Here is a 19,269-nt window from a genome sequence, read left to right as displayed (position 1 = left end):
CGCCGAGGGCTTTTTCCGCCCATTCGCCGAGATGCGGCCGCGGGTGATCACCACGACCTTCGACAGCCCTATCGCGGCCAGCACGGACGATCTGGTCGACGCGGCCCTCCGCGCAGGCCTTGAGCCGGAGACCGCGGCCAATGTGTCAGACGGCGTCGCCCGCGCCCTGGAGGTGGAGGGCCCGGCGCCCCACGTGCTGATCTGCGGCGGCTTGCATTTCGCCGGCGAGGTCCTGGCCATGAGCCCGGAGACCTGGCCGGGGTAGGTATCCCTCCCCCGGGTGGGGAGGGATCCACGCACCAGTAAAAACAAGTATATCAATGCATTGTAAGGAAGACCTTCTCCCCTTGTGGGAGAAGGTGGCCGCCGAAGGCGGTCGGATGAGGGGTCGCACCGGCCTATGACTGGGGTGGCGGCGTCCCGACGACCTCGAGAATGCGCGCGATGATCTGCCAGTCCTTGAGCTGGATGTCAGTGTTTGGACAGCGCAGGATCCAAAATCCCTTTGCCATCAGCCAAGCGTCGCGAACGGCATCGCGTTCCGGCTCGTGAAACGGGCCACCCGCCTCGATCACCGATCGATGTCGCAGGCAGACAAAGTCCAGAACATAAGGTCCGAGCGGGGCCTGTCGCCGGAACTTCAAGCCTTCCAGCCTTCGATCTCGCAGCAGCTTCCACAGCAGGCGGTCTGTTTACGGGGCGTTGCGACGCAGAGCGCGGGCCTGCGGGACGGTCGTGGGGCGAGCCATGGCGCAGGGTGATCTATCCTGAGCCAGTTTTCGATCCCTCATCCGTCAGGCTTCGCCTGCCACCTTCTCCCACAAGGGGCGAAGGGAACGACCGGCCTCGAACTACAGAGCGGGGTTTCGATAGCCAGGGAAGAGGAGGGAAAAGGGGTCAGGCGGCGACGCCGGCTTCGGCGAGCCACTCCAGGATCTTCTGCTTGGGCATGGCGCCGACCTTCATGGCGGTCATCTGGCCGTCCTTGAACAGCATCATCGTGGGGATGCCGCGCACGCCATAGCGCGAAGGCGTCGTCGGGCTCTGCTCGATGTCGAGCTTGGCGATGGTCACCTTGCCGGCCAGTTCCTCGGAGATCTGCTCCAGCGCCGGGGCGATCTGCTTGCAGGGGCCGCACCACTCGGCCCAGAAATCCACCAGCACAGGCTGGCTGGATCCCAGGACGTCGGCTTGAAAGGATTCGTCAGTGACCTTGACGGTGCTCATCGGGAAACTCCTGTTGCGCGGGGCCCTGGACAAGGCGGAACCGCGACTCTCAAGACCGCCATGTAAGCGGACCCTGAGCCTCTATCAACCGGCGCGGTACAGTTCGGCAAGGGTTTGAGCCAGCAGGTTTTCTGGGATCGGCATCAGCTTGGGGCCGTCCGTCCAGACAATGGCGGCTTCGATTCGCCGTCCGGCAAAGATATCCGAGAGCACCGCCCAGTAGAGCGCCATCTGCCGAAGATAGGCGGGGTCGGCCTCACCGATCACGTCGGGGGAGGGGCGGTTGGTCTTGAAATCCACCACCAGCACCCGGTCCGGCAGCACAACCAACCGGTCGATCCGCCCTGAAATTCTGAGACCGGCCGGAAGGGCGCGGGCTGTCCCGGCGACGGTCACCTCAGCGCGGGAACCCTCGCCGAACACCTGCGAGAAGGCTGGGTCCTGCAGGACGGAGAGCGCCGCGTCCGCCATCTCGGCGCGCTGACCCGGGCTGAGGTCGGCCTCCCGCGCCAGCAGGGCTGTGGCGCCCGCCGGCTGTTCGGCGGCGGGAAGGTCGGGCAGTAACTGCAGCAGTCGGTGGATCAGGTCGCCGCGTCGGAAGCGACCCAGCCCGCCGGTTTCGGCCAGGGGTGATGCGGCCGCGCTCACGGCGCCTTCCCCGAGATCCGACGGAGACGCATATCGGGCGAAGGCCTCAGGCGGCGGGATCAGGGACGTCCAGTCTGGCAAGGGCGCGGGCGCCGCCGGCGTCGTCCCGGCGCCTTCGAGCGTCAGGGGATCGGGCCCGAACCGCTGGAACGTCAGATCGTCGATCATGAGGGTGCGCACCTCATCGGCCACGCCGGTGTCCGACAGGGCGGTCTGGATGGCCCCCCACCAGCCCGGCAGCTTGTTTCTGTCCCGATCCGACACCCGACCGCACAGCACCAGACGGTCCCGCGCCCGGGTCAGCGCCACATAGAGCAGGCGATAGGCCTCGGCCTCCTCACGCTCGGCGCGCCGGGTTCGGGCCTGTGCGGTGGCGTCACAGTCGCGTGCGCCGGACGAGCACCAGAGGAAGCCCTCCGTGCGGTCGTGGGCATGGCGCAGCAGCGCAGATCCCCGCCCGGTCTGGGTGATCGTGGTCTCCGGCAGGAAGACGATGGGCGCCTCCAGGCCCTTGGCGCCATGGGCGGTCATGACCCGCACCTCGCGGCGCTCGGCCTCCATCTCGCGCTTGACCGTGATGTCGAGCCCGGCGAGGTCGGCGGCCAGGTGTTCGAGGCTGTGAACGCCCCGCGCCTCGGCGGCCAGCACCTGGTTCAGAAACTCGTCCAGAGCATCCTCGGCCTCCGCCCCCAGCCGGCGCAACAGGTCCTGGCGCATGGTGCGGCCCCCGGCGCCGATGCGACCCAGCAGGTCGGCGAAGAACTCGAAGGGCGCCCGGCTCCGTCCCTGCGTCAGGGCATGCTCCAGAAACGCTGTGGCGGCCTGCCAGTCCGGGCGCTCGGCGGCCCGGCGTTGCAGGCGCGGCCAGAGCGCCTCGGCCTTTCGCCCGTGCGCCAGGGCGTAGAGGCTGTCGTCGTCCAGGCCACAGAACGGGCTCTTCAGCACCGCCGCCAGGGTCAGCTCGTCACCCGGAAACAGGACAAAGCGGGCCAGGGCGTTCAGGTCGTCGAAGATGATGTGCTGCGACAGCGCCAGCCGGTCGGCGCCGGCCACCGGAACGCCGGCGTGTTTCAGGGCGCGCAGGATTTCCTCGAACAGCGCACGCCGCCGCCGCACCAGGATCAGCACGTCGCCCTCATGCGCCGGGCGCCATTCTCGCGACTCCTTGTCGTAGACAGCGTCGCCGCGCGCGATCAGGGCCTTGATCTCGGCGGCGATCCGGCGGGCCAGACGGCGGTTGGCGCTGTCCTCCAGCTCCGCGTCGAGCGGGGCGTCCCAGGCTTCACGGTCCTCGCCCTTGGCCTCCACCTCCAGCGGCCAGACGTCGACGCAGCCTGCGTGGTCGCGGCGCACATGGGCGGCCTCATGCTGTACGGCTTCGTACTCCGCGCGAGGCTGGATGGCGCCGGCCAGGGCCGGCGGCGCAAAGGTGGCGTCCACAAACTTCAGGACCTGCGGCGTCGAGCGCCAGGAGACCCGCAGGTCCACGCGCGGCATGCGCTGGCCGGCGCTTTCGGCCCGCGCCGTGTGGACCGCGAACTGCTGAAGCAGCTGTTCGGGCTGCGCGCCCTGAAAGGAATAGATCGACTGTTTCTCGTCACCCACCACGAACAGCGTGCGCCGGCGCGTCTCGCTGCGTACGCCGGCCCCGGAGAAGAACTCCTCGGCCAGCGCGTTGACGATACTCCATTGATCCGGCGCGGTGTCCTGGGCCTCGTCCACCAGGATGTGATCGATCCCGCCGTCAAGCTTGTAGAGCACCCAGGCCGCCGCCGGCTGGTCGCGCAGCAGGTGGCAGGTCTTCTCGATCAGGTCGGCGAAGTCGAGCGCGCTCGCCGCCGTCTTCTCGATCTCGTAGGCCAGGAGGTAGGCGGAGGCCAGCCTGAGGGCGTGCGTGGTGTCACACGCGATCCGGGTGGCGCGGATGCGTTCGGCGGCCCTATCCAGCCGCGCCTGCTCCGCCAGCAGGAGGGATCGCAACGCCTCGTCGTTCTTGATCCGCGCCGAGGTATCCATCCATTTGGCCGGCGATCCTGATCCGGTGAAGAATATCGCCAGCGCCGCCTCAAGATCGGGCGCGTTGGCCGCCGCCAGGGCCGAGAGTTTCTCCGCTCGCCCCACGTCGGTCTTGGCGCCCAGGGCAAGGCTCGCGGCCGTGCGGCGATAGAGATCGCGATTCATCTGCGCCATCGCCGTCCGGGCCAGGTCTTCCGGATCCGAATCCCGGGGCACGTCCACGGCGCGCCAGACCCAGCCTATGGCCCCGTCCAGCCCGCCTTCCTGCTCCAGAAACCTCGTCAGCTGCCCGCGCCGCGTCTCGAAGTCGGCGAACATCTTCTGGAAACTCTGGAAATCCAGCGCCACCGAGAAGCGGGCATAGGACTCCGCGACCATGTGCCCGGCCTTCAACGCCAGCTGCGCTACCTGCCGCCGCGCCGCACTGGCCACGGCGGCGGAGGCGGTGTCATCCATCACCCGGAACCCCGGCGAGATGCCGGCCTCCAGCGGGAAGCGCCGCAACAGCTTCTCGCAGAACGCGTGGATGGTCTGGATCTTCAGGCCCCCGGGCGTTTCCAGCGCCTGGGCGAACAGGGATCGGGCCTTGGACAGGTCCGTCACATCGAACCGGCGGCCTTCCAGCTTCGTCAAGGCGCCCGCCAGTGCGGCGTCATCCAGCACCGACCAGCCGCCCAGCACTTCATAGAGCCTGCGCTGCATCTCCGAGGCTGCGGCCTTGGTGTAGGTGACGCAGAGGATGGTCTCGGGCCTGGCCCCGGCCAGCAGCAGCCGCGCCACCCGGTCGATCAGGGTCTTGGTCTTGCCGGACCCGGCGTTGGCGGTGACGAAGGCCGACAGCGTCGGGTCGGCGGCCTCCTGCTGGGGATCGGCCAGAGGGGTCGGCAGGACGGTGACGCTCATTCCTCGCCCTCCTCGCCGCTGGTGGACCACTCGAACACCCGGGCCAGGTGATCGTAGTCGCTCATCCGGGCTTTCACGAACTGCGGCGCCACACGCGATAGATAGGGCTGAGCCGGATCGTCGAAGCGTTCCACCAGTCGCGCCAGGCCTTCGAAGGCCCGCGCGGCGGCCTCTGCGCTTTCCGCGCCGGCCTCTGCGCGGGTCTCGATCTTGCCGGCAGGCTTGCGGCCGGTGATCTCCAGATAGGTCAGGTCCCCGGGTTTCAGGCGCCCCAGCTCCGGGAAACCCCCGGCCTGAAGGATCGCCGCCGTCAGGGTGAGTTGCGGCGAAAACCCGGCGTCGACTTCCCGTTTCGACGGCGCCTTGCCGGTCTTGTAGTCGAGGATGTGGCCGAAACCGCCTGCGGTGACCTCGATCCGGTCGGCGCGGGCAGAGATCGTGAACGGGCCGGCGGGACCCGCCAGCGTGCGCTCCCCCTTCAGCTCCACCCGGATCGTCCTGCCATCCCGGCGCTCACGCTCCAGATCGGCCACCCATTCGGCCGCTTCCCTGGCCAGAGCCTGCTCACGGGCCATCGCCTCATGTGGCAGGCCGGCCTGTTCCAGCTCCTCAAGATAGAGCCGCGCAAACTCATCGGCGGCGTCTGCAGGCAGGGCCGCCGGATAGGCCTCGGCGAACCGTTCAAAGGCGGCGTGGATCGCAGTACCCCGCGCGCGGGCGTCGGCGGTCTCATCCGGGCGATCCAGCGGATAGAGACGCAGGATGTCCCGCGCCCAGACCGCATAGGGATCGCGCGTCAGGGCCTCCACCCGGGTCACGGCCATGGTCCGCGGCCGATCGGCGACCGGCGGGATCGGCGCGGGGCGTTTCACGGGCTCGTAGCCACCCGGCGCATCCAGGCGGCGCGCCCAGTCCAGAACCCACGGTCGCCCGGGGATCTCCAGTCCGGCGCCCAGGGCCAGGGTCTCCAGCCTCCACAGCCAGCGCGACTTGACCGACGGCGCGCCTTCCCGGCGCTCGGTGTGGAGAAGAACGACCTCCGGCGCGCACGCCGCCTGCGCAAAGTCGTGGGCGGCCAGGCCAATCCGGCGTTCCGGCGAGGGCAGGTCCAGGGCCGCGCGCATGGGGCGCGACAGGAACGGGTCCAGCGCCGCCCCGCCGGGCCAGACGCCTTCCTCCAGCCCGGCCACCACCAGCCGGTCGGCGCGCACGAGCCGGGCCTCGATGGCCCCCATGATCCGCAGGCGCGGGTGGGTGGCGCCGCCACTGCGTACGGTCTCGCCCTCCATCAGCCGGCGCAGCAGGTCGGCGAACCCCCGGGGCGTGACTGGCGGCAAGCCTTCGCCGTCCTGGATCAGCGCCGCCAGCAGCCGCGACATGGCCTCGCCGCCGTGGCCGGCCCAGAGCCCGTCGGCGCCCTCGGCCAGCGCTTCCATGGCCGTCGCGATCCGTCGGGCTGCGGCCGAAGGTGAGTCCGTCTCGCCCGGCCAGGCCAAGGCCTCGACGAGAGTCATCAGCCGCAAGGCCTGCGACAGCGCCTCCGGCGCCTCGGCCAGTCGGCCCCGCAGCTCATCCCAGGTGCGGGCGCGAGGACCGCGCAGCGCGGCGCGTTCGAGGCCTGCCACATCGCCGAATGTGGAACAGGGATGTTTCAGAAGGCCCAGCAGGGTCACCGGATCCAGCGGGTCCGCCGCCGCCCGCGCCATCAGGCCGGCCAGGACGCCGCACGAACTGCCCGCGAGGCTGTCGCCGACCGAGGAGTCCGGGATCACCCCCCAACGGCCCAGCTTGGCCGTAACCCGCCGCGCCAGCGCCTGATCGGGCGTCACCAGCGCGGCGGTGCGATCCGGCGCTTCCAGGGCCTCGCGCAGCAGTAGCGCCACGACGGTCGCGGCTTCCTCGTCGGTGCGGGCGGTGATCAGCGAAAGGCCGTCCAGACCTGCGGCCACAGGATCGGGGGCGTCGGCGCCCCCTTCCGCGCGCAGTCCGGCGATGACGCGCAGCCAGTCGGCGGTTTCCTCGGCCGGGCGAAGCGCCTCGTTGACGATCCGCCGACGCCAGCGTCCGGCGCTGTCCGGGCGGAGCGAGGCCGGCCAGACCCGGACATCGGCTTTCCTGACCTCGGCGCGGTCCAGCAGCCGTCGCAGCGCCCCTTGCGGATGTTGCACGTCCACCTTGGCCCATGCGCTGTCGGCCAGTTCCTGATCGAGCCCCGGCAGCACCACGCATCCTTGAGGCGCGCCGGCCACCGCGATCAGCAGGTCGCGCGTCGCCGGCGCCGTCCCGGTCGATCCCGCCGCCACCAGCACGCCCGCAGGCGGCGCGGTCGTCCAGCGTTCGGCCAGCCGGCGCAGCAACCGCACCCGCCGCTCGCTGACATCGAGCACGCCCAGGGCGGCCAGCCGCGCGGGCCAGAGCTTCAGCGCCTTGTCCAGAAACCGGCTGGAGACCTGCCAGTGTTCGGCCAGCTCGGCGTCGACCAGTCCCGCCAGGCGGTCGCCGACCCGCACCTCCTCGATCTGCAGGCCATCCAGAAACGACCCCAGGGCGTCGGCCAGCTCCAGTGCGGCCGAGGCGGTGGTGAAGCCGCCCGGCAGGTCATCGGCCAGCTCGCTCACCAGCCGGGTGAGCTCGAAGCGCCGCTTCAGGGGATCGATGGCGGCCGGCAGGTCCAGCGCCAGATCGCCCGGCTCGAACGGCGCCTCCCCGGCTTCCAGGTCGCCAAGGGGCCGCATCTGCGGCGGCAGGACGGCCTTCCCGCCCGAGGCCTTGATGAAGGCGTCGGCCAGGGCGCGCGCGCCGCGTCGGGTGGGCGTCAGGATCACGGCGTCCGCCAGCGCCTCCGGACCCAGGGGCGAGAGCGCATCAAACAGGCCCTGGGCCAGATCTTCCGCGAACGGCCGGTGCGCCGGAATGTTGAACCACCGTGGCCCCGGTCGGTCGAGGAAGGCGGTCATGCCAGCCGTGCTTCTGCTGCGTCGCGCGCCGCCGGATCGCCCACGTGCATCCAGAAGCCGTCCATCGGCACGCCGTGAAGTCGCCCTTCGGCCTGCAGGCGATGCCAAACCGGGACAATCGAGAATGCGCCGTCTGGTTCGTCGTCCAGTACCTGCGGCTTGAAGATGGCGATCCCCATGTTGACGTAAGGCGTTGGTGAGGCGGGGTCTGTGGAATGCGTCAGCCGCCCCGCCGTATCCCTGAGGAACCCTTGCGGCCCCTCAAAGCCGATGCCCTGGCCCCGTTTCACCAGCAGCATCAGAATGTCCATCGTCGCCGGGTTCCATGCGCCCTTCAGGGTGTCCAGCGCCGGTATGGAGCCTTCGAGCCAGAGGGAGTCGATATTGGCCAAAAAGATCGGGTCGCGACCCAGCTGGTCGGCCGCGTTTTTGATGCCCCCGCCGCTGTCGAGCAGGGCGGATCGCTCGTCCGCGATCAGGATTTCCAGATCCCGCCGCCCGGCGAGGTGCGCCTCCATCTGGTCAGCGAAGTGATGCACATTGACCACGGCGCGTTCGACTCCGGCGTCTCTCAGCCGGTCCAGCACATGATCGATCAGCGCCCTGCCGGCGACCGTGACCAGCGCCTTGGGCCGTTGTTCGGTCAGTGGCAGCATCCGCGTGCCCAGGCCGGCGGCCAGCACCATCGCAGTTCTGGGGCCGGCGATCATGCGCGGTACGCGGGTGGCACATGGCGGTCGAACCAGGCCTTCAGGCCGGCCATGGCCGGGTCCTCCAGGTTCCGCTCGAGATACCGCCAGGTGCGGGGCATGAACTGGCGGTACTGGGGCCGTCCCAGCAATGCCTGGCGCGCGAACACCCGTCCCAGTATCCGCGCGGCATTGGACGCCGCCAGCGCCCGGTAGTCGGCGAGGAAGACGCCCCGGTCCAGTTCAGGTCGCGCCGACATGAAGCGCTCCAGCATTGCGGCTTCCAGTTCCGGCGAAACATCGCGCCGGGCGTCCTGCAGCAGGTGGGTGAGGTCCCACGCCGGATGCGCCCGCAGCGCATCCTGAAAGTCCAGCAGGCCGACGCGGCCCACGCCATCGCGATCAGGCAACCAGAGCAGGTTCTGGGCGTGGTAGTCGCGGTGGGTGAACACGCTGGCGCCCGCCTCGCCCCGCACCCAGATGGGCGCCCACAAGCCATCCCAGTCCGCCAGGGCGGCCTCGCCAAACGCGGGCAAGCCGACCAGCTTCGGCCACCACTCCAGAAAGGTGTCGGTGGCGATCTTCAGCGCCAGGGCGTCATAGGTCAGCAAGGGCCAGCGCGCGCCGTCGGCTTCCAGCACGAGCGGCGGCGGCTCGGCCTGCAGGGCCACCTGAACGTCGATGGCGGCTTCGTAGAGCTCGACCTCAGGTGCTGTGTGCGGGATCAGGTTTGCGAAGAGGCCGTCGCCCAGATCCTCCAGAACCGCCAGACCCGCGTCCACATAGTGGGCGACAACCCGGGGCGCGGAGAGCCCGCGTGCGCGCAGATGGGCTGCCGTGGTCACAAAGGCCGCCACAGATCCCGCCGCCAGCCGCGCCGCAGCATTATACCCGAGAGCCAGGCGCTCGGCCGGGGTGGCCTCGGGCGGGCAGACGACGCTCTCCACCGCCGGCGGCTGGTCCATGAAGATCAGGCTGGAGCCGCCCTCGAGGTAGAGGCGTTCGTACTGGCGCGTCGAGGCGTCGCCCGACAGCAACTCACGCCGCGCCTCGGCGAACCCCGCGGCCCGCAGGAAGTCGCCCTTCAGTACCTCACGCTCAGACGTCAAGCCTACGACCCTCCCAGGCGCCATGCGGAACCAGGCGCGCCTTGCGACTGTCAGCGTCTGGTCCCGCACTGATCTCTACATCGAGTCGGTCGCCTGGCAGGCGACCCTCCAGCCGTTCCGGCCATTCGATGATCGCCGCCCCATCCTCCAACGCCTCGTCCAGCCCGATCTCATAAGCTTCGTCGGGGTCGGAGAGACGGTAGAGGTCGAAGTGAGCCACGTTCAGCCGCGCGCCCTCATAGAACTGGACGAGGGTGAACGTGGGCGACGGCACCTCCTCATCCGCGGTCGTCAGCGCCCGCACCAGCGCCCGCGCCAGGGTCGATTTGCCGGCGCCCAGCGGGCCATGGAGGCAGATGGCCTCACCGTGCTGCAGGACAGATGCAATGGCCCTTCCAAGCGCCCGGGTCGCCGCCTCGTCCTTCAGGATCATGCGAAAGGCTGGTCAGGTCTGCCGGGCAGCTCGCCCTCGATATAGGACTTCAGCCGCGCTGTGACGGTCGCCGGATCGCCGTCCAGCGCGGCAGGGGCGACGTCGGCGCCGATCGTCAGCGTGAAGGCCTGCGATTGCTTGTTCAGAAGCTCATGGAACAGGGTGATGTCCCGAAGTTCCTCGGAGACGCCATGAAAGAAGTGGAACAGGGTCGACCAGGGCCCGGCCACATGCATCGGCACGACCGGCGCCTCATACTTCCGGGCGATGGACACCGCCGAGGCCGCCCAGTCCTTGTCCCGGATGGAACCGTCTGGCTGGCGCCGCGAGATGCGGCCGGCGGGAAAGATCACCAGGCACCGCCCGGCTTCCATGGCCTCGCGGGTCATTGTCAGCGTTGTCCGCAGCCGCTCGCGGGTGCGTTTGGCCTCCACCCATTCCACCGGGATCAACACGTCCGCAAAGCTTGCGCAAACCCGCTGGGCGTCGGCGTTGGCGTAGAAGCAGATATCTGGCCGTACCGCTTTCAAGGCATCATATACCGCCACGCCATCGGCGATCCCGGTGGGATGATTGCAGATCACCACGCAGCGCCCGGTGGTCGGAATCTGCTGTATGCCGGTCGCCGCGACCCTCAGCGCAAGCAGGCGCGACACATATGCCAGGGCCTCACTTCCCGACATGGGCGCGATGGCGTCGGCCATCCGTCGGGCTTTGCCATAGTCCAGAACGGCGTAGAGGAAGGGCCGCAGCAGGGGCCACGCCGGGCTGCGCGCGAGCCTGGGCGCGCGCTCGGCGATCAGCACGTCGACGATGTGCATTTGGTGCTCCAGGGCGGGCGCTGTGGATGCCGGGGAGGCCAAGCTCATACGCTGAAGATGGCCCGGCGCAAGGGGTGCGGGCAAGCGTCGGTGTTCAGGTCCGGAGGCGTTCGATCAGCGCGGCTGTGGAGGGATCGTGCGCGCCGCCCGGTCCGCCTTCCAGCTCACCCAGCACCCGGCTGGCCAGCGACTTGCCCAGCTCCACGCCCCACTGGTCAAAACTGTTGATGCCCCACAGCACCCCCTCGACGAAGGTCTTGTGTTCATAGAGCGCGATCAGGGCGCCCAGACGCGCAGGATCAAGCCGGTCCAGCAGCAGGAAACTTGAGGGGCGATTGCCGGGGAAGGTGCGCTGGGGCGCCAGGGTGTCAATCTCGGCCGATGACCTGCCGGCCGCCGTCAGTTCCGCGCGGACATCCGCCTCGGTTCGGCCCACCAGCAGCGCCTCGGCCTGGGCGATGGCGTTGGCAAGAAGCTTGGTCTGGGCCGACGGGTCCCCTTCAGCGCCCTCCCGAACCGCAAGGATATCCACAGGGATCACATCCGTGCCCTGATGGAGCAGCTGGAAGAAGGCGTGCTGGCCATTGGTGCCGGCGTCGCCGAACACGCTGGCGGCGGTGCTGTGGCGCACCGGCGTTCCGTCACGGCGAACCCGCTTGCCGTTTGATTCCATCTCGAGCTGCTGGAGAAACGGGGCGAGAAGACGAAGCCTCTGCGCGTAGGGAACCACGGCGCGGATCGGCCGGCCCAGTCCATTACGGTTGAACACGTGCGCCAACGCCAGCAGGACCGGGGCGTTGCGGCTCAGGGGCGCGGTCTGGAAGTGCGTATCCAGGGCGTGGGCGCCGCTCAGCATGGCTTCGAACGCCGCGTAGCCCAGGGCAACAGCGCACGAGAGCCCGACGGCGGACCAGATCGAGTAACGGCCGCCGACCCAGTCCCGGAACCCGAACACCTGATCGGCTGGAACGCCGAACGCCCGCGCCCGCTCCGGCGCAGCCGACACCGCGACCAGATGGGCGTCCGAGGCCGGCCCAAGGGCCGCCCGCAGCCAGGCGCGCGCGGCCTCGGCATTGGTCAGGGTTTCCTGGGTAGTGAAGGTTTTGGAGACGGTGACCAGCAAGGTCTCGGCGGGGTCCAGCCCAACCAGCGCCTGGGCCAGCTCAGCCGGGTCGACATTGGCCACGAACCTCAACTCGATCTGCGGGGACAGTGGCTTGAGCGCCTCCCAGATCAGGCGCGGGCCCAGGTCTGAGCCACCGATCCCAATGTGCAGAATGCTGCGGAACGGCTTGCCCGTGGCGCCCGTCTTCGCCCCTGACCGGACAGCCTGCGCAAACCCGCGCATGGCCTCGCGCGTGGCCTCGATCTCGCGGGACACCGGGACACCTGCCGCCCGCCAGTCGGCGCCGTCGGGCGCCCGCAGCGCCATGTGCAGGGCCGGGCGGTCTTCGGAGGTGTTGACAGCGTCGCCCGCAAACAGCCGATCTCGCGCAGCCTCGACGCCGCTGACCCGGGCAAGGTCCAGCATCAGCGCCAGGTCAGCCAGCGACCAGGGTTGCTTGGAAACATCCAGTTCCAGCCCGGCTGCGGCCAGGGTCAGCGTTGAAAGACGGTCCGGCTCCGCGATCAACAGCTGATCGATGCGGCGATCGCGCGCGACCCCGGCGGCGGTGGATAGGGCGGTCCAGGCCGCATCGACGTCTGACAACCTGAGTTCCTTATCCGGGCGAACCGTACTTCACACTGCAGCCATAGGGGCGCGTCGCGGCCTCCGCCACCGGGCGACCCGCCTTCACGTCAGCCAGGGCCGCAGCCACATAGTTCCTTGCGCCCTTCAGGCTGGCGGGGTTGGCGCTGGCCTGATCGTCGATGCCGCCCTTGTAGACCAGCTTGCCGGCCTTATCGACGATGTACATGTGGGGCGTGGTCTTGGCGTCATAGGCGCGGCCAACGACGCCGTCGGGGTCGAGCAGCACAGCGGTGGAGGCCGCCCCTGCCTTTGTCTTCCAGGCCCGCGCCTCGGCCGGGGTCAGATGGCCCTGCATGCCCGGCGCGGACGACACGATGGTCAGCCATGCGACGCCGTCGCGGATGGCCTGAGCCTGCAGGGACTGCATGGCGCGGGCGTTGTAGTGCTTCTGCACATAGGGGCAGCCGTTGTTGGTCCATTCCAGCACTACGGTCTTGCCGCGAAATTCCGACAGCGCGCGGGTCTTGCCATTGGCGTCCAGCGCCTCGAACGCAGGCGCCGGCTGGCCCAGGGCCGGCTCGGCGAGCACGGGCGTGGCGAGCGCCGAAACCACGGCGAGGCTCAGGAAAAATCTGCGATCAATCATGGGTGCAGGTCCTTCGGTTGAAATCATTCAGCCCGGACGGGCCGCCGTATCCAGCGCCTTGGCCACCAGGCCCGGGGTCAGGATGGCCGGCAGGATAGCCGGCTCGCCGCCGCCTGCGCCATACACGAGGTAGAGAGGCACGCCGGCGCGGCCGAAACCGGCCAGTTCCGCAGCAATTCCGGGGTCCCGCTTGGTCCAGTCCGCCTTGAGGTAGACGGCATTGTTGCGCGTCAGGGCCTCGGAGACCGTCCGGGTCGACAGCGCGACGCGGTCGTTCACCTGGCAGCTCACACACCAGGCGGCGGTGTAGTTGACCAGCACGGTGCGGCCCTCGACCCGCAGCGCGGCCAATCGGGCGGGGCTATAGTCCTCGTGGGTCAGGCTCGCGGCCTCCACGCCCGCCGCGGAGTCGCCGGCGAGCGTATAGGCGGGCCAGACGGCGCCGCCGACCAGGGCCAGGCTCGCCAGCACGCCGGCTGTCGCCATCATCGGCATGGCGGCTCGCCCTTCAGCTGTCCGCCGCTGGCTCAGCCCGTAAATCCAGGCGCCGAAGGCCAGCAGGATCGCGGCGGCCAGGATACGCGGCACGGCGTCAGGCCCCACCTGCACTGTCAGCACCCAGATCAGCCAGGCGACGGCCCCGTACATCGGAAACGCCAGCGCCTTGCGGAACACGTCCATCCAGGCGCCCGGCCGGGGCAACCGCGCCAGCAGACCGGGCACAAACGCCACGGCGACAAAGGGCGCGGCGAAGCCTATGCCCAGCGCCAGGAAGACCAGCAGCGCCGCCACGGGCGGCTGGGTCAGGGCCCATCCCAGAGCCGGGCCCATGAATGGCGCCGTGCAGGGCGCGGCCACCACCACCGCCAGTACGCCGGTGAAGAAGGAGCCCGCCAGCCCGCCGCGCGAGGCCAGGCCCGAGCCCACGCCCTGCAACGAGGCGCCGACCTCGAACACGCCGGAGAGATTCAGACCCACCGCGAGCATCAACAACGCCAGCCCCGCCACCACCGGCGGATCCTGCAGCTGGAAGCCCCAGCCCACGGCGTCGCCGGCCGCCCGGAGTGCGATCAACAGGCCCGCCAACGACAGGAAGGTGACCAGAACGCCGATGCCGAACGCCAGCCCCTGACGGCGCGCGCCGGCGGCGTCCTCGCCATGCCCGGCCAGCGAGGCCGCCTTCATGGCCAGCACCGGGAACACGCACGGCATCAGGTTCAGAATCAACCCGCCGATCATGGCGAACAGCGCCGCCGAGGCCAGCCCGAGGTCCGCAGATCCCGCTGGCGTGATCGGTTTCACCGGCGGCGGACCAAGGCCCGAGGCCACTGGCGGCAGGGCACCAGGCGTGGCGCTGACCTCATAGGCCTTGCCGTCCAGCGCCAGCACCCCGGCCAGCTCCTTGGGCGGCTCTGCGCCCTGGAACCCGTAACCCGCCGTGAGGGTCAGGGTCAGACCCTCCGGGCCGCGCTCGATGGCCTGCGGCTTGGCGTGGTCGATGGCCGCGCCCGAGAACGGATAGAAATAGGCGCCGGCGAGGTCCGCACCCTTCAGCGCCGCGCCGGTCACCGCGAGTTTCAGGACCTCGCCCTGCCGCTCGAACGCGCCCGCCAGACCGGCGGGCTTCGGCGCCCTGGCCAGGGTCTCGGCGATCCGTGGCCCCCAACGGGGATCAGCCGGCGCGGCGGCCGCCGTCACCGGAACCGACAGCGTCAGCAGGGCGTCCTCGGGAATGCAGATGTCCGCACAGACCAGGAACGCGGCGGCGGCCTTCAGTGTAACTGTCTGGCCGGGCCGGGCGTCCGCCGGCGCCGTCAGCGTCATCGGCAGCAGCTGTTCGCCTTCGTAGCCATAGTTGACCAGCGGCCCGACCGGCAGCCGGTGCGGGGTCGGCCAGGTGAAATCCGAGGCGCTCCAGCCGGCGGGCATCGTCCACTTGATACGGGTCGCCTCGCCGCTGTCGCCGGGATTGCGCCAATAGGTGTGCCAGCCCTTCTGGATATCCTGCCGCAGCGCGATCTGGATCGTCTGACCCGGCGCAACGCCCTGGGCCGAGGCGACCAGTTCGGCGGTCAGGTGGCCGGTGTTCACAGGCTGCGCGCTCGCCGCGCTCGACACCACCAGCGCCAGCAGCGCGCTCAACAGATACCGCATGATCACTTCGGAGGCCTCCAACGCCGCTATATGGCGCACGCAGGTCAATGACGCAAAGCAGGCTCGACTTGATGACGCTACAGGCGATGATCGGCGAATCGCTTCTCTCATCACCCAGGAGCCCAGGTGCCCGCATCCTTCGACGAGATAGAGATCGGTCAGGCGGTATCGCTGGGCGCGGCCGGGGTGGACGCCGCCGCGCTGGACGCCTTCATTGCCGCCTTCGCGCCAGGCTGGACCTCAGGCCAGGGCGCGCCCGATGGCATGGTCTTCGCGATCTGGTCGAAACTGGACGCCATGGCCGCCGCCGACTGGCCCCAGACCAAGCGCCTGGGCGTCGACGCACTGCGCTGGATGCGCAATCCGCCGGTCGGAGAGCTGCTGCGTTGCCGTATGACGGTGATGGCCAAGGATCCGGTGGGCGACGACAAGGGCATCGTCATCGCCCAGCACGATCTGCTCGATGAAGCGGGCAGGCTGGTGTTCTCCTGCCTGACCCGCAGCGTCTTCAGCCGCTGATCCAGCCCTAGCTGTTCAGCACAGGCGCCGGTTGCTCGCTGGCGCGTGTCATGGCCAGCGCGATCAGACGATCCCAGCCCACCAGCGAGTGCATGTGGGCATAGATCTGGCCAAGGGCGCCGTTGTCGCGCAGTTCGACGAACTTGGCAGGCGGCAGCGCGTTCAGCTTCTCTTCCGAGACGCCGAAGTATTCCGCGATCTTCTGGGTCTCGCCCTGCGTGCCGTCCGGGCCGGGCGGCGTGAAGGTGGCTTCCTTGGTCTCGAACAGGTCGAGGTCCTTCAGCAGCTGGACAAAGCCCATGGTGCGCTGGCGCTCGATCTCGAAGTTGTTGCAGAACTCGATGCAGTTCTTCGTGTACTCGGTCGGCTCGCCGTTCGGCTCGAAGAAGCCCATGTCGTAGTCCGTGTCGGTCACGAACTCGGCGCCGCGATCGATGCACAGCACCATCTGCTTGGCGTTCTCGTCGTTGGCGAACACGAAGGGATAGCGGCGGATATAGGCCGGAATATAGATGCCGGCTTCAAAGGTACCGTCGTCCTTGACGAACATGTTCTCGCCGGCGTTCAGGCCCATCACGGCGATCGGCAGCTTCTCGTCGCCCACGAAGATGATCGGGCCGGTCACCATGGCCAGCGGGAATTCCCCCACCGTCAGCGGCACGGCATGGCCGACCTTGGCGAAGGCGAACGGACCGTCCATCCGCTTCACGCCCATCTTGCTGTGCAACTCTTTGGCCAGCGGCTCGGGATTGGAATAGAACAGGACGTTGCCGGTGAGCGTGCCCTGCGGCGTCGGGGTGGTGGTGACCATCTGGAAAACCCTTGAAAAACTTTCACGCGCTGCGACGTCGCCAAAGGCTCTGCGCGCGAGGCCGCGCCTTCTAGCCGATCCTTGGCTCGCCAGCAAATCTGTCGCGGGCGGCTTGGTTTGCGCCCGAAGACTGGCGCCGTCTCCTTCAGGCGTCTGCCCGCCGCGCCGCGAACACCACATGCCGCCGCAGCGGATGATCCTCAGCCAGCCTCGGATGGTCGAAGTCTCGCGCGGGGTCCGGTGTCATGCCAATCCGGCGCATCACGGCCTGGGAGGCAAGGTTGGTCGAGGCGGTCATCGCCACCAATTCGTCGGTTTCCAGGTTCCCGAAAGCCCAGTTGCGCGCCGCCGCAGCCCCCTCGGTGGCCAGCCCCTGACCCTGGGCGTCGGGATGCAGGCGCCAGGCCAGCTCGAGCGCGCCGGGCGGGAGGGGACCTTGCGCGCCGGCCACGACCAGACCGATCGCGCCGATCAGCCTTCCGTCGGCCCTGCGCTCCGCCGCCCAGAACCCGAAGCCATGCTCCTGAATGTGGCTGTTGATCCGGTCCAGCATCGCATCGCTCGCCGCCCGGTCGATCACCCCGCCCAGCCAGTCGCCCACACGCGGGTCGCCGTTGATCGCGGCGAACGCCTCGCGATCCCCATCGCGGAACGCCCGCAAAATCAGACGCTCCGTCTCGATCACGCCGGGCGCGGCCCCGTCAGCGCGCCGTAAAGATCCGGGCGGCGGGCGCGGAAGAAACCCCAGGCGGCGCGGTGGGTGTTCAGGAAATCCAGATCAAAGGTCGCGCTCAGCACCCCCTCGTCCGCCCGGCCGAAGTCGCCTGCCAGATCGCCCCGGTGGTCGGCGATGAAGCTGGAGCCATAGAACTGCTGGCCGCCGTTCGGATAGCCGTCCCAGGGCTCGAAGCCAGTGCGGTTGGCGCCCACCACCGGGATCACGTTGGAGACCGCATGGCCCTGCATGGCGCGCCGCCAGGGCAGCGCCGTATCCAGGCTGGCGTCGTGCGGCTCGGAGCCGATGGCCGTGGGATAGAGCAGCACCTCGGCGCCCATCAGGGCCATGGCCCGCGCGCACTCCGGGTACCACTGGTCCCAGCAGATGCCCACGCCGACCCGGCCAAAGCGCGTGTCCCAGACCTTGAAGCCGGTGTCGCCGGGCCGGAAATAGTACTTCTCCATATAGCCCGGCCCGTCCGGGATATGGCTCTTGCGATAGACGCCCATCAGCGACCCGTCGGCGTCGACCATCACCAGGCTGTTGAAATAGTGCGGCCCCTCGCGCTCGAAGATCGAGATCGGCAACACCACCCCCAGCTCCGCCGCCAGCGGCGCCAGCGCCGTCACGCACGGGTGCGTCCGCCAGGGATGCGCCGTGGCGAACCAGCGCTCCTCCTGGGCCACGCAGAAATACGGCCCCTGGAACAGTTCCGAGGGCAGGATCACCTGCGCCCCGCCGGCCGCCGCCTGCCGGATCAGGTCGGCGGTGCGGGCGATATTGGCCGCCATGTCCGGGCCATAGGCGGCCTGCAGGGCGGCGACGGTCAGGGTGCGGGCCATCAGGCGGGCTCCTGCTGGGTGATGCAGTGGAACGATCCGCCGCCGGTGAGGATGGCGGTGGATGGCAGGCCGATCACGGTGCGGTCAGGGAACAGCTGCTTCAGCATCTCCACCGCAAACTCTCCGGGCTTCGCCGCATAGATGGGCACGATCACCGCCTTGTTGGCGATCAGGAAATTCATGTGGCTGGCAGGCAGGGGGCCGTCCTCGCCGTCGATCCAGCCGGGAGACGGGATGCGCACCACCTTCAGCGCGCGGCCATCCGCGTCCGTCATTGTCGAGAGCCGGCGCGCCGCGTCGTCATAGGCCTCGGCGTTGGGATCTCCGCGCCCCCAGGCCACAGGGATCGCCACCGTCGCCGGCGCCACGAACCGCGCCAGATTGTCCACGTGGCCGTCGGTGTGGTCGTTGCGCAGACCCTCGCCCAGCCACAGCATCTTGCGCGCGCCAAGACTGCCACCCAGCGCGGCTTCGGCGACCTCCGCGGTCCATCCCGGGTTGCGGTTGGTGTTGAGCACGCACTGGCCGGTGGTCAGCACCGTACCGATCCCGTCGTGATCGACCGCCCCGCCCTCCAGAATGAAATCGTTCGCCACGAGTTCGGCGCCCGCCGCTGTCGCGATCTGCGCCGCGACCGTGTCGTCGTGCTCCAGCGCATACTTCCCGCCCCAGCCGTTGAACCGGAACCCATGCGCCTTGCCGCCTGAAAAGATCGGCCCGGTATCGCGCAGCCAGATGTCGCCGAACCGGCCGGGCGTGATCTCGATCCCGGCCACATCGCTCAAGCTCGCGCGCGCCGCCGCCTCGCCGGCGTCCGAACCGGTCATCAACCGCACCCGCTCGCCGCCTGGCCCGGCCAGCGCCCGGGCCAGCGCCGCCACCTCCGCCTGGGCCGGCTCAAGGTCGTCCTCCCACAGCTCCGCATGGCTGGGAAACCCCAGCCACATGGCCCGGTGCGGCGCCCACTCGGCGGGAACGGTGAAAGTCATTGAGCCCTCGATGCGGAAGCCGCGCGCATGTGGCCCCCGGGCAGCGCAACGTCAAGCGGGAGCGGCCAGACAGAGAAGGGGGGGGGGGGGTGCG

The 19,269-nt window shown here is 69.3% G+C and carries 16 protein-coding genes and 1 pseudogene; 2 read left to right on the top strand and 15 right to left on the bottom strand.

All coding sequences use genetic code 11. The features are described 5' to 3' along the window. Positions 1–265 (top strand): annotated as a pseudogene (locus ACIQ42_RS05750) (bifunctional folylpolyglutamate synthase/dihydrofolate synthase); the annotation flags it as partial. Positions 266–398: 133 nt separating this feature from the next. Here the strand turns inward: ACIQ42_RS05750 and ACIQ42_RS05745 are convergent. The 11 genes from ACIQ42_RS05745 to ACIQ42_RS05695 form a co-directional block, all read right to left on the bottom strand. Further along, entirely contained in the window at positions 399–680 is a 282-nt protein-coding gene (locus ACIQ42_RS05745; protein WP_397421255.1) for an endonuclease domain-containing protein, read from the bottom strand. A gap of 217 nt (positions 681–897) precedes the next feature. Further along, complete coding sequence (gene trxA / locus ACIQ42_RS05740; RefSeq protein ID WP_397421254.1) at positions 898–1,227, bottom strand: thioredoxin; 330 nt, start codon at positions 1,225–1,227, stop codon at positions 898–900. 84 nt (positions 1,228–1,311) lie between these two features. Beyond that, positions 1,312–4,794: a double-strand break repair helicase AddA gene (gene addA, locus ACIQ42_RS05735; RefSeq protein WP_397421253.1), complete on the bottom strand. Its 3,483-nt coding sequence runs from the start codon at positions 4,792–4,794 to the stop codon at positions 1,312–1,314. Next, the gene (gene addB / locus ACIQ42_RS05730; RefSeq protein ID WP_397421252.1) at positions 4,791–7,751 is read right to left on the bottom strand and encodes a double-strand break repair protein AddB; all 2,961 of its coding nucleotides are present in this window, start codon (positions 7,749–7,751) and stop codon (positions 4,791–4,793) included. The genes addA and addB overlap by 4 nt, the downstream gene beginning before the upstream one ends. Further along, positions 7,748–8,461: a nucleotidyltransferase family protein gene (locus ACIQ42_RS05725; protein WP_397421251.1), complete on the bottom strand. Its 714-nt coding sequence runs from the start codon at positions 8,459–8,461 to the stop codon at positions 7,748–7,750. Before ACIQ42_RS05725 ends, addB begins: the two co-directional genes overlap by 4 nt. Further along, on the bottom strand, positions 8,458–9,549 hold the full coding sequence (gene amgK, locus ACIQ42_RS05720; RefSeq protein WP_397421250.1) for an N-acetylmuramate/N-acetylglucosamine kinase AmgK: 1,092 nt from the start codon (positions 9,547–9,549) through the stop codon (positions 8,458–8,460). The genes ACIQ42_RS05725 and amgK overlap by 4 nt, the downstream gene beginning before the upstream one ends. Next, positions 9,539–9,982 carry a tRNA (adenosine(37)-N6)-threonylcarbamoyltransferase complex ATPase subunit type 1 TsaE gene (gene tsaE / locus ACIQ42_RS05715; protein ID WP_397421249.1) on the bottom strand — a complete coding sequence of 148 codons (444 nt, stop codon included), beginning with the start codon at positions 9,980–9,982 and terminating at the stop codon, positions 9,539–9,541. The genes amgK and tsaE overlap by 11 nt, the downstream gene beginning before the upstream one ends. Then, positions 9,979–10,803, bottom strand: coding sequence for a GNAT family N-acetyltransferase (locus ACIQ42_RS05710; RefSeq protein ID WP_397421248.1), 825 nt, complete (start codon positions 10,801–10,803; stop codon positions 9,979–9,981). Before ACIQ42_RS05710 ends, tsaE begins: the two co-directional genes overlap by 4 nt. A gap of 94 nt (positions 10,804–10,897) precedes the next feature. Continuing rightward, a complete protein-coding gene (pgi, locus tag ACIQ42_RS05705) occupies positions 10,898–12,514 on the bottom strand; it encodes a glucose-6-phosphate isomerase (protein ID WP_397421247.1) in 1,617 nt (538 codons plus the stop codon). Positions 12,515–12,524: 10 nt separating this feature from the next. Then, positions 12,525–13,142, bottom strand: coding sequence for a thioredoxin family protein (locus tag ACIQ42_RS05700; RefSeq protein WP_397421246.1), 618 nt, complete (start codon positions 13,140–13,142; stop codon positions 12,525–12,527). 27 nt (positions 13,143–13,169) lie between these two features. Next, positions 13,170–15,296 (bottom strand): protein-disulfide reductase DsbD family protein, encoded by a 2,127-nt coding sequence (locus ACIQ42_RS05695; protein ID WP_397421244.1) that lies wholly within the window; start codon positions 15,294–15,296, stop codon positions 13,170–13,172. 126 nt (positions 15,297–15,422) lie between these two features. Between ACIQ42_RS05695 and ACIQ42_RS05690 the strand changes: the two genes are divergently transcribed. Next, entirely contained in the window at positions 15,423–15,815 is a 393-nt protein-coding gene (locus tag ACIQ42_RS05690; protein WP_397421243.1) for an acyl dehydratase, read from the top strand. Positions 15,816–15,822: 7 nt separating this feature from the next. Here ACIQ42_RS05690 and ACIQ42_RS05685 read toward each other — a convergent pair whose 3' ends face one another. The 4 genes from ACIQ42_RS05685 to ACIQ42_RS05670 form a co-directional block, all read right to left on the bottom strand. Next, positions 15,823–16,626 (bottom strand): SapC family protein, encoded by an 804-nt coding sequence (locus ACIQ42_RS05685; RefSeq protein ID WP_397421242.1) that lies wholly within the window; start codon positions 16,624–16,626, stop codon positions 15,823–15,825. Positions 16,627–16,771: 145 nt separating this feature from the next. After that, a complete protein-coding gene (locus ACIQ42_RS05680) occupies positions 16,772–17,311 on the bottom strand; it encodes a GNAT family N-acetyltransferase (RefSeq protein WP_397421241.1) in 540 nt (179 codons plus the stop codon). Beyond that, positions 17,308–18,186 (bottom strand): N-carbamoylputrescine amidase, encoded by an 879-nt coding sequence (aguB, locus tag ACIQ42_RS05675; RefSeq protein ID WP_397421240.1) that lies wholly within the window; start codon positions 18,184–18,186, stop codon positions 17,308–17,310. The genes ACIQ42_RS05680 and aguB overlap by 4 nt, the downstream gene beginning before the upstream one ends. Next, on the bottom strand, positions 18,186–19,175 hold the full coding sequence (locus tag ACIQ42_RS05670; RefSeq protein WP_397421239.1) for an agmatine deiminase family protein: 990 nt from the start codon (positions 19,173–19,175) through the stop codon (positions 18,186–18,188). Before ACIQ42_RS05670 ends, aguB begins: the two co-directional genes overlap by 1 nt. Between the last annotated feature and the right edge of the window lie 94 nt (positions 19,176–19,269).

It is taken from the genome of Phenylobacterium sp., assembly GCF_044372605.1.
GTDB lineage: Bacteria > Pseudomonadota > Alphaproteobacteria > Caulobacterales > Caulobacteraceae > Phenylobacterium.
Note: the sequence above shows the minus strand (reverse complement) of the source record. Positions and strands in the feature narration are given on the sequence as shown.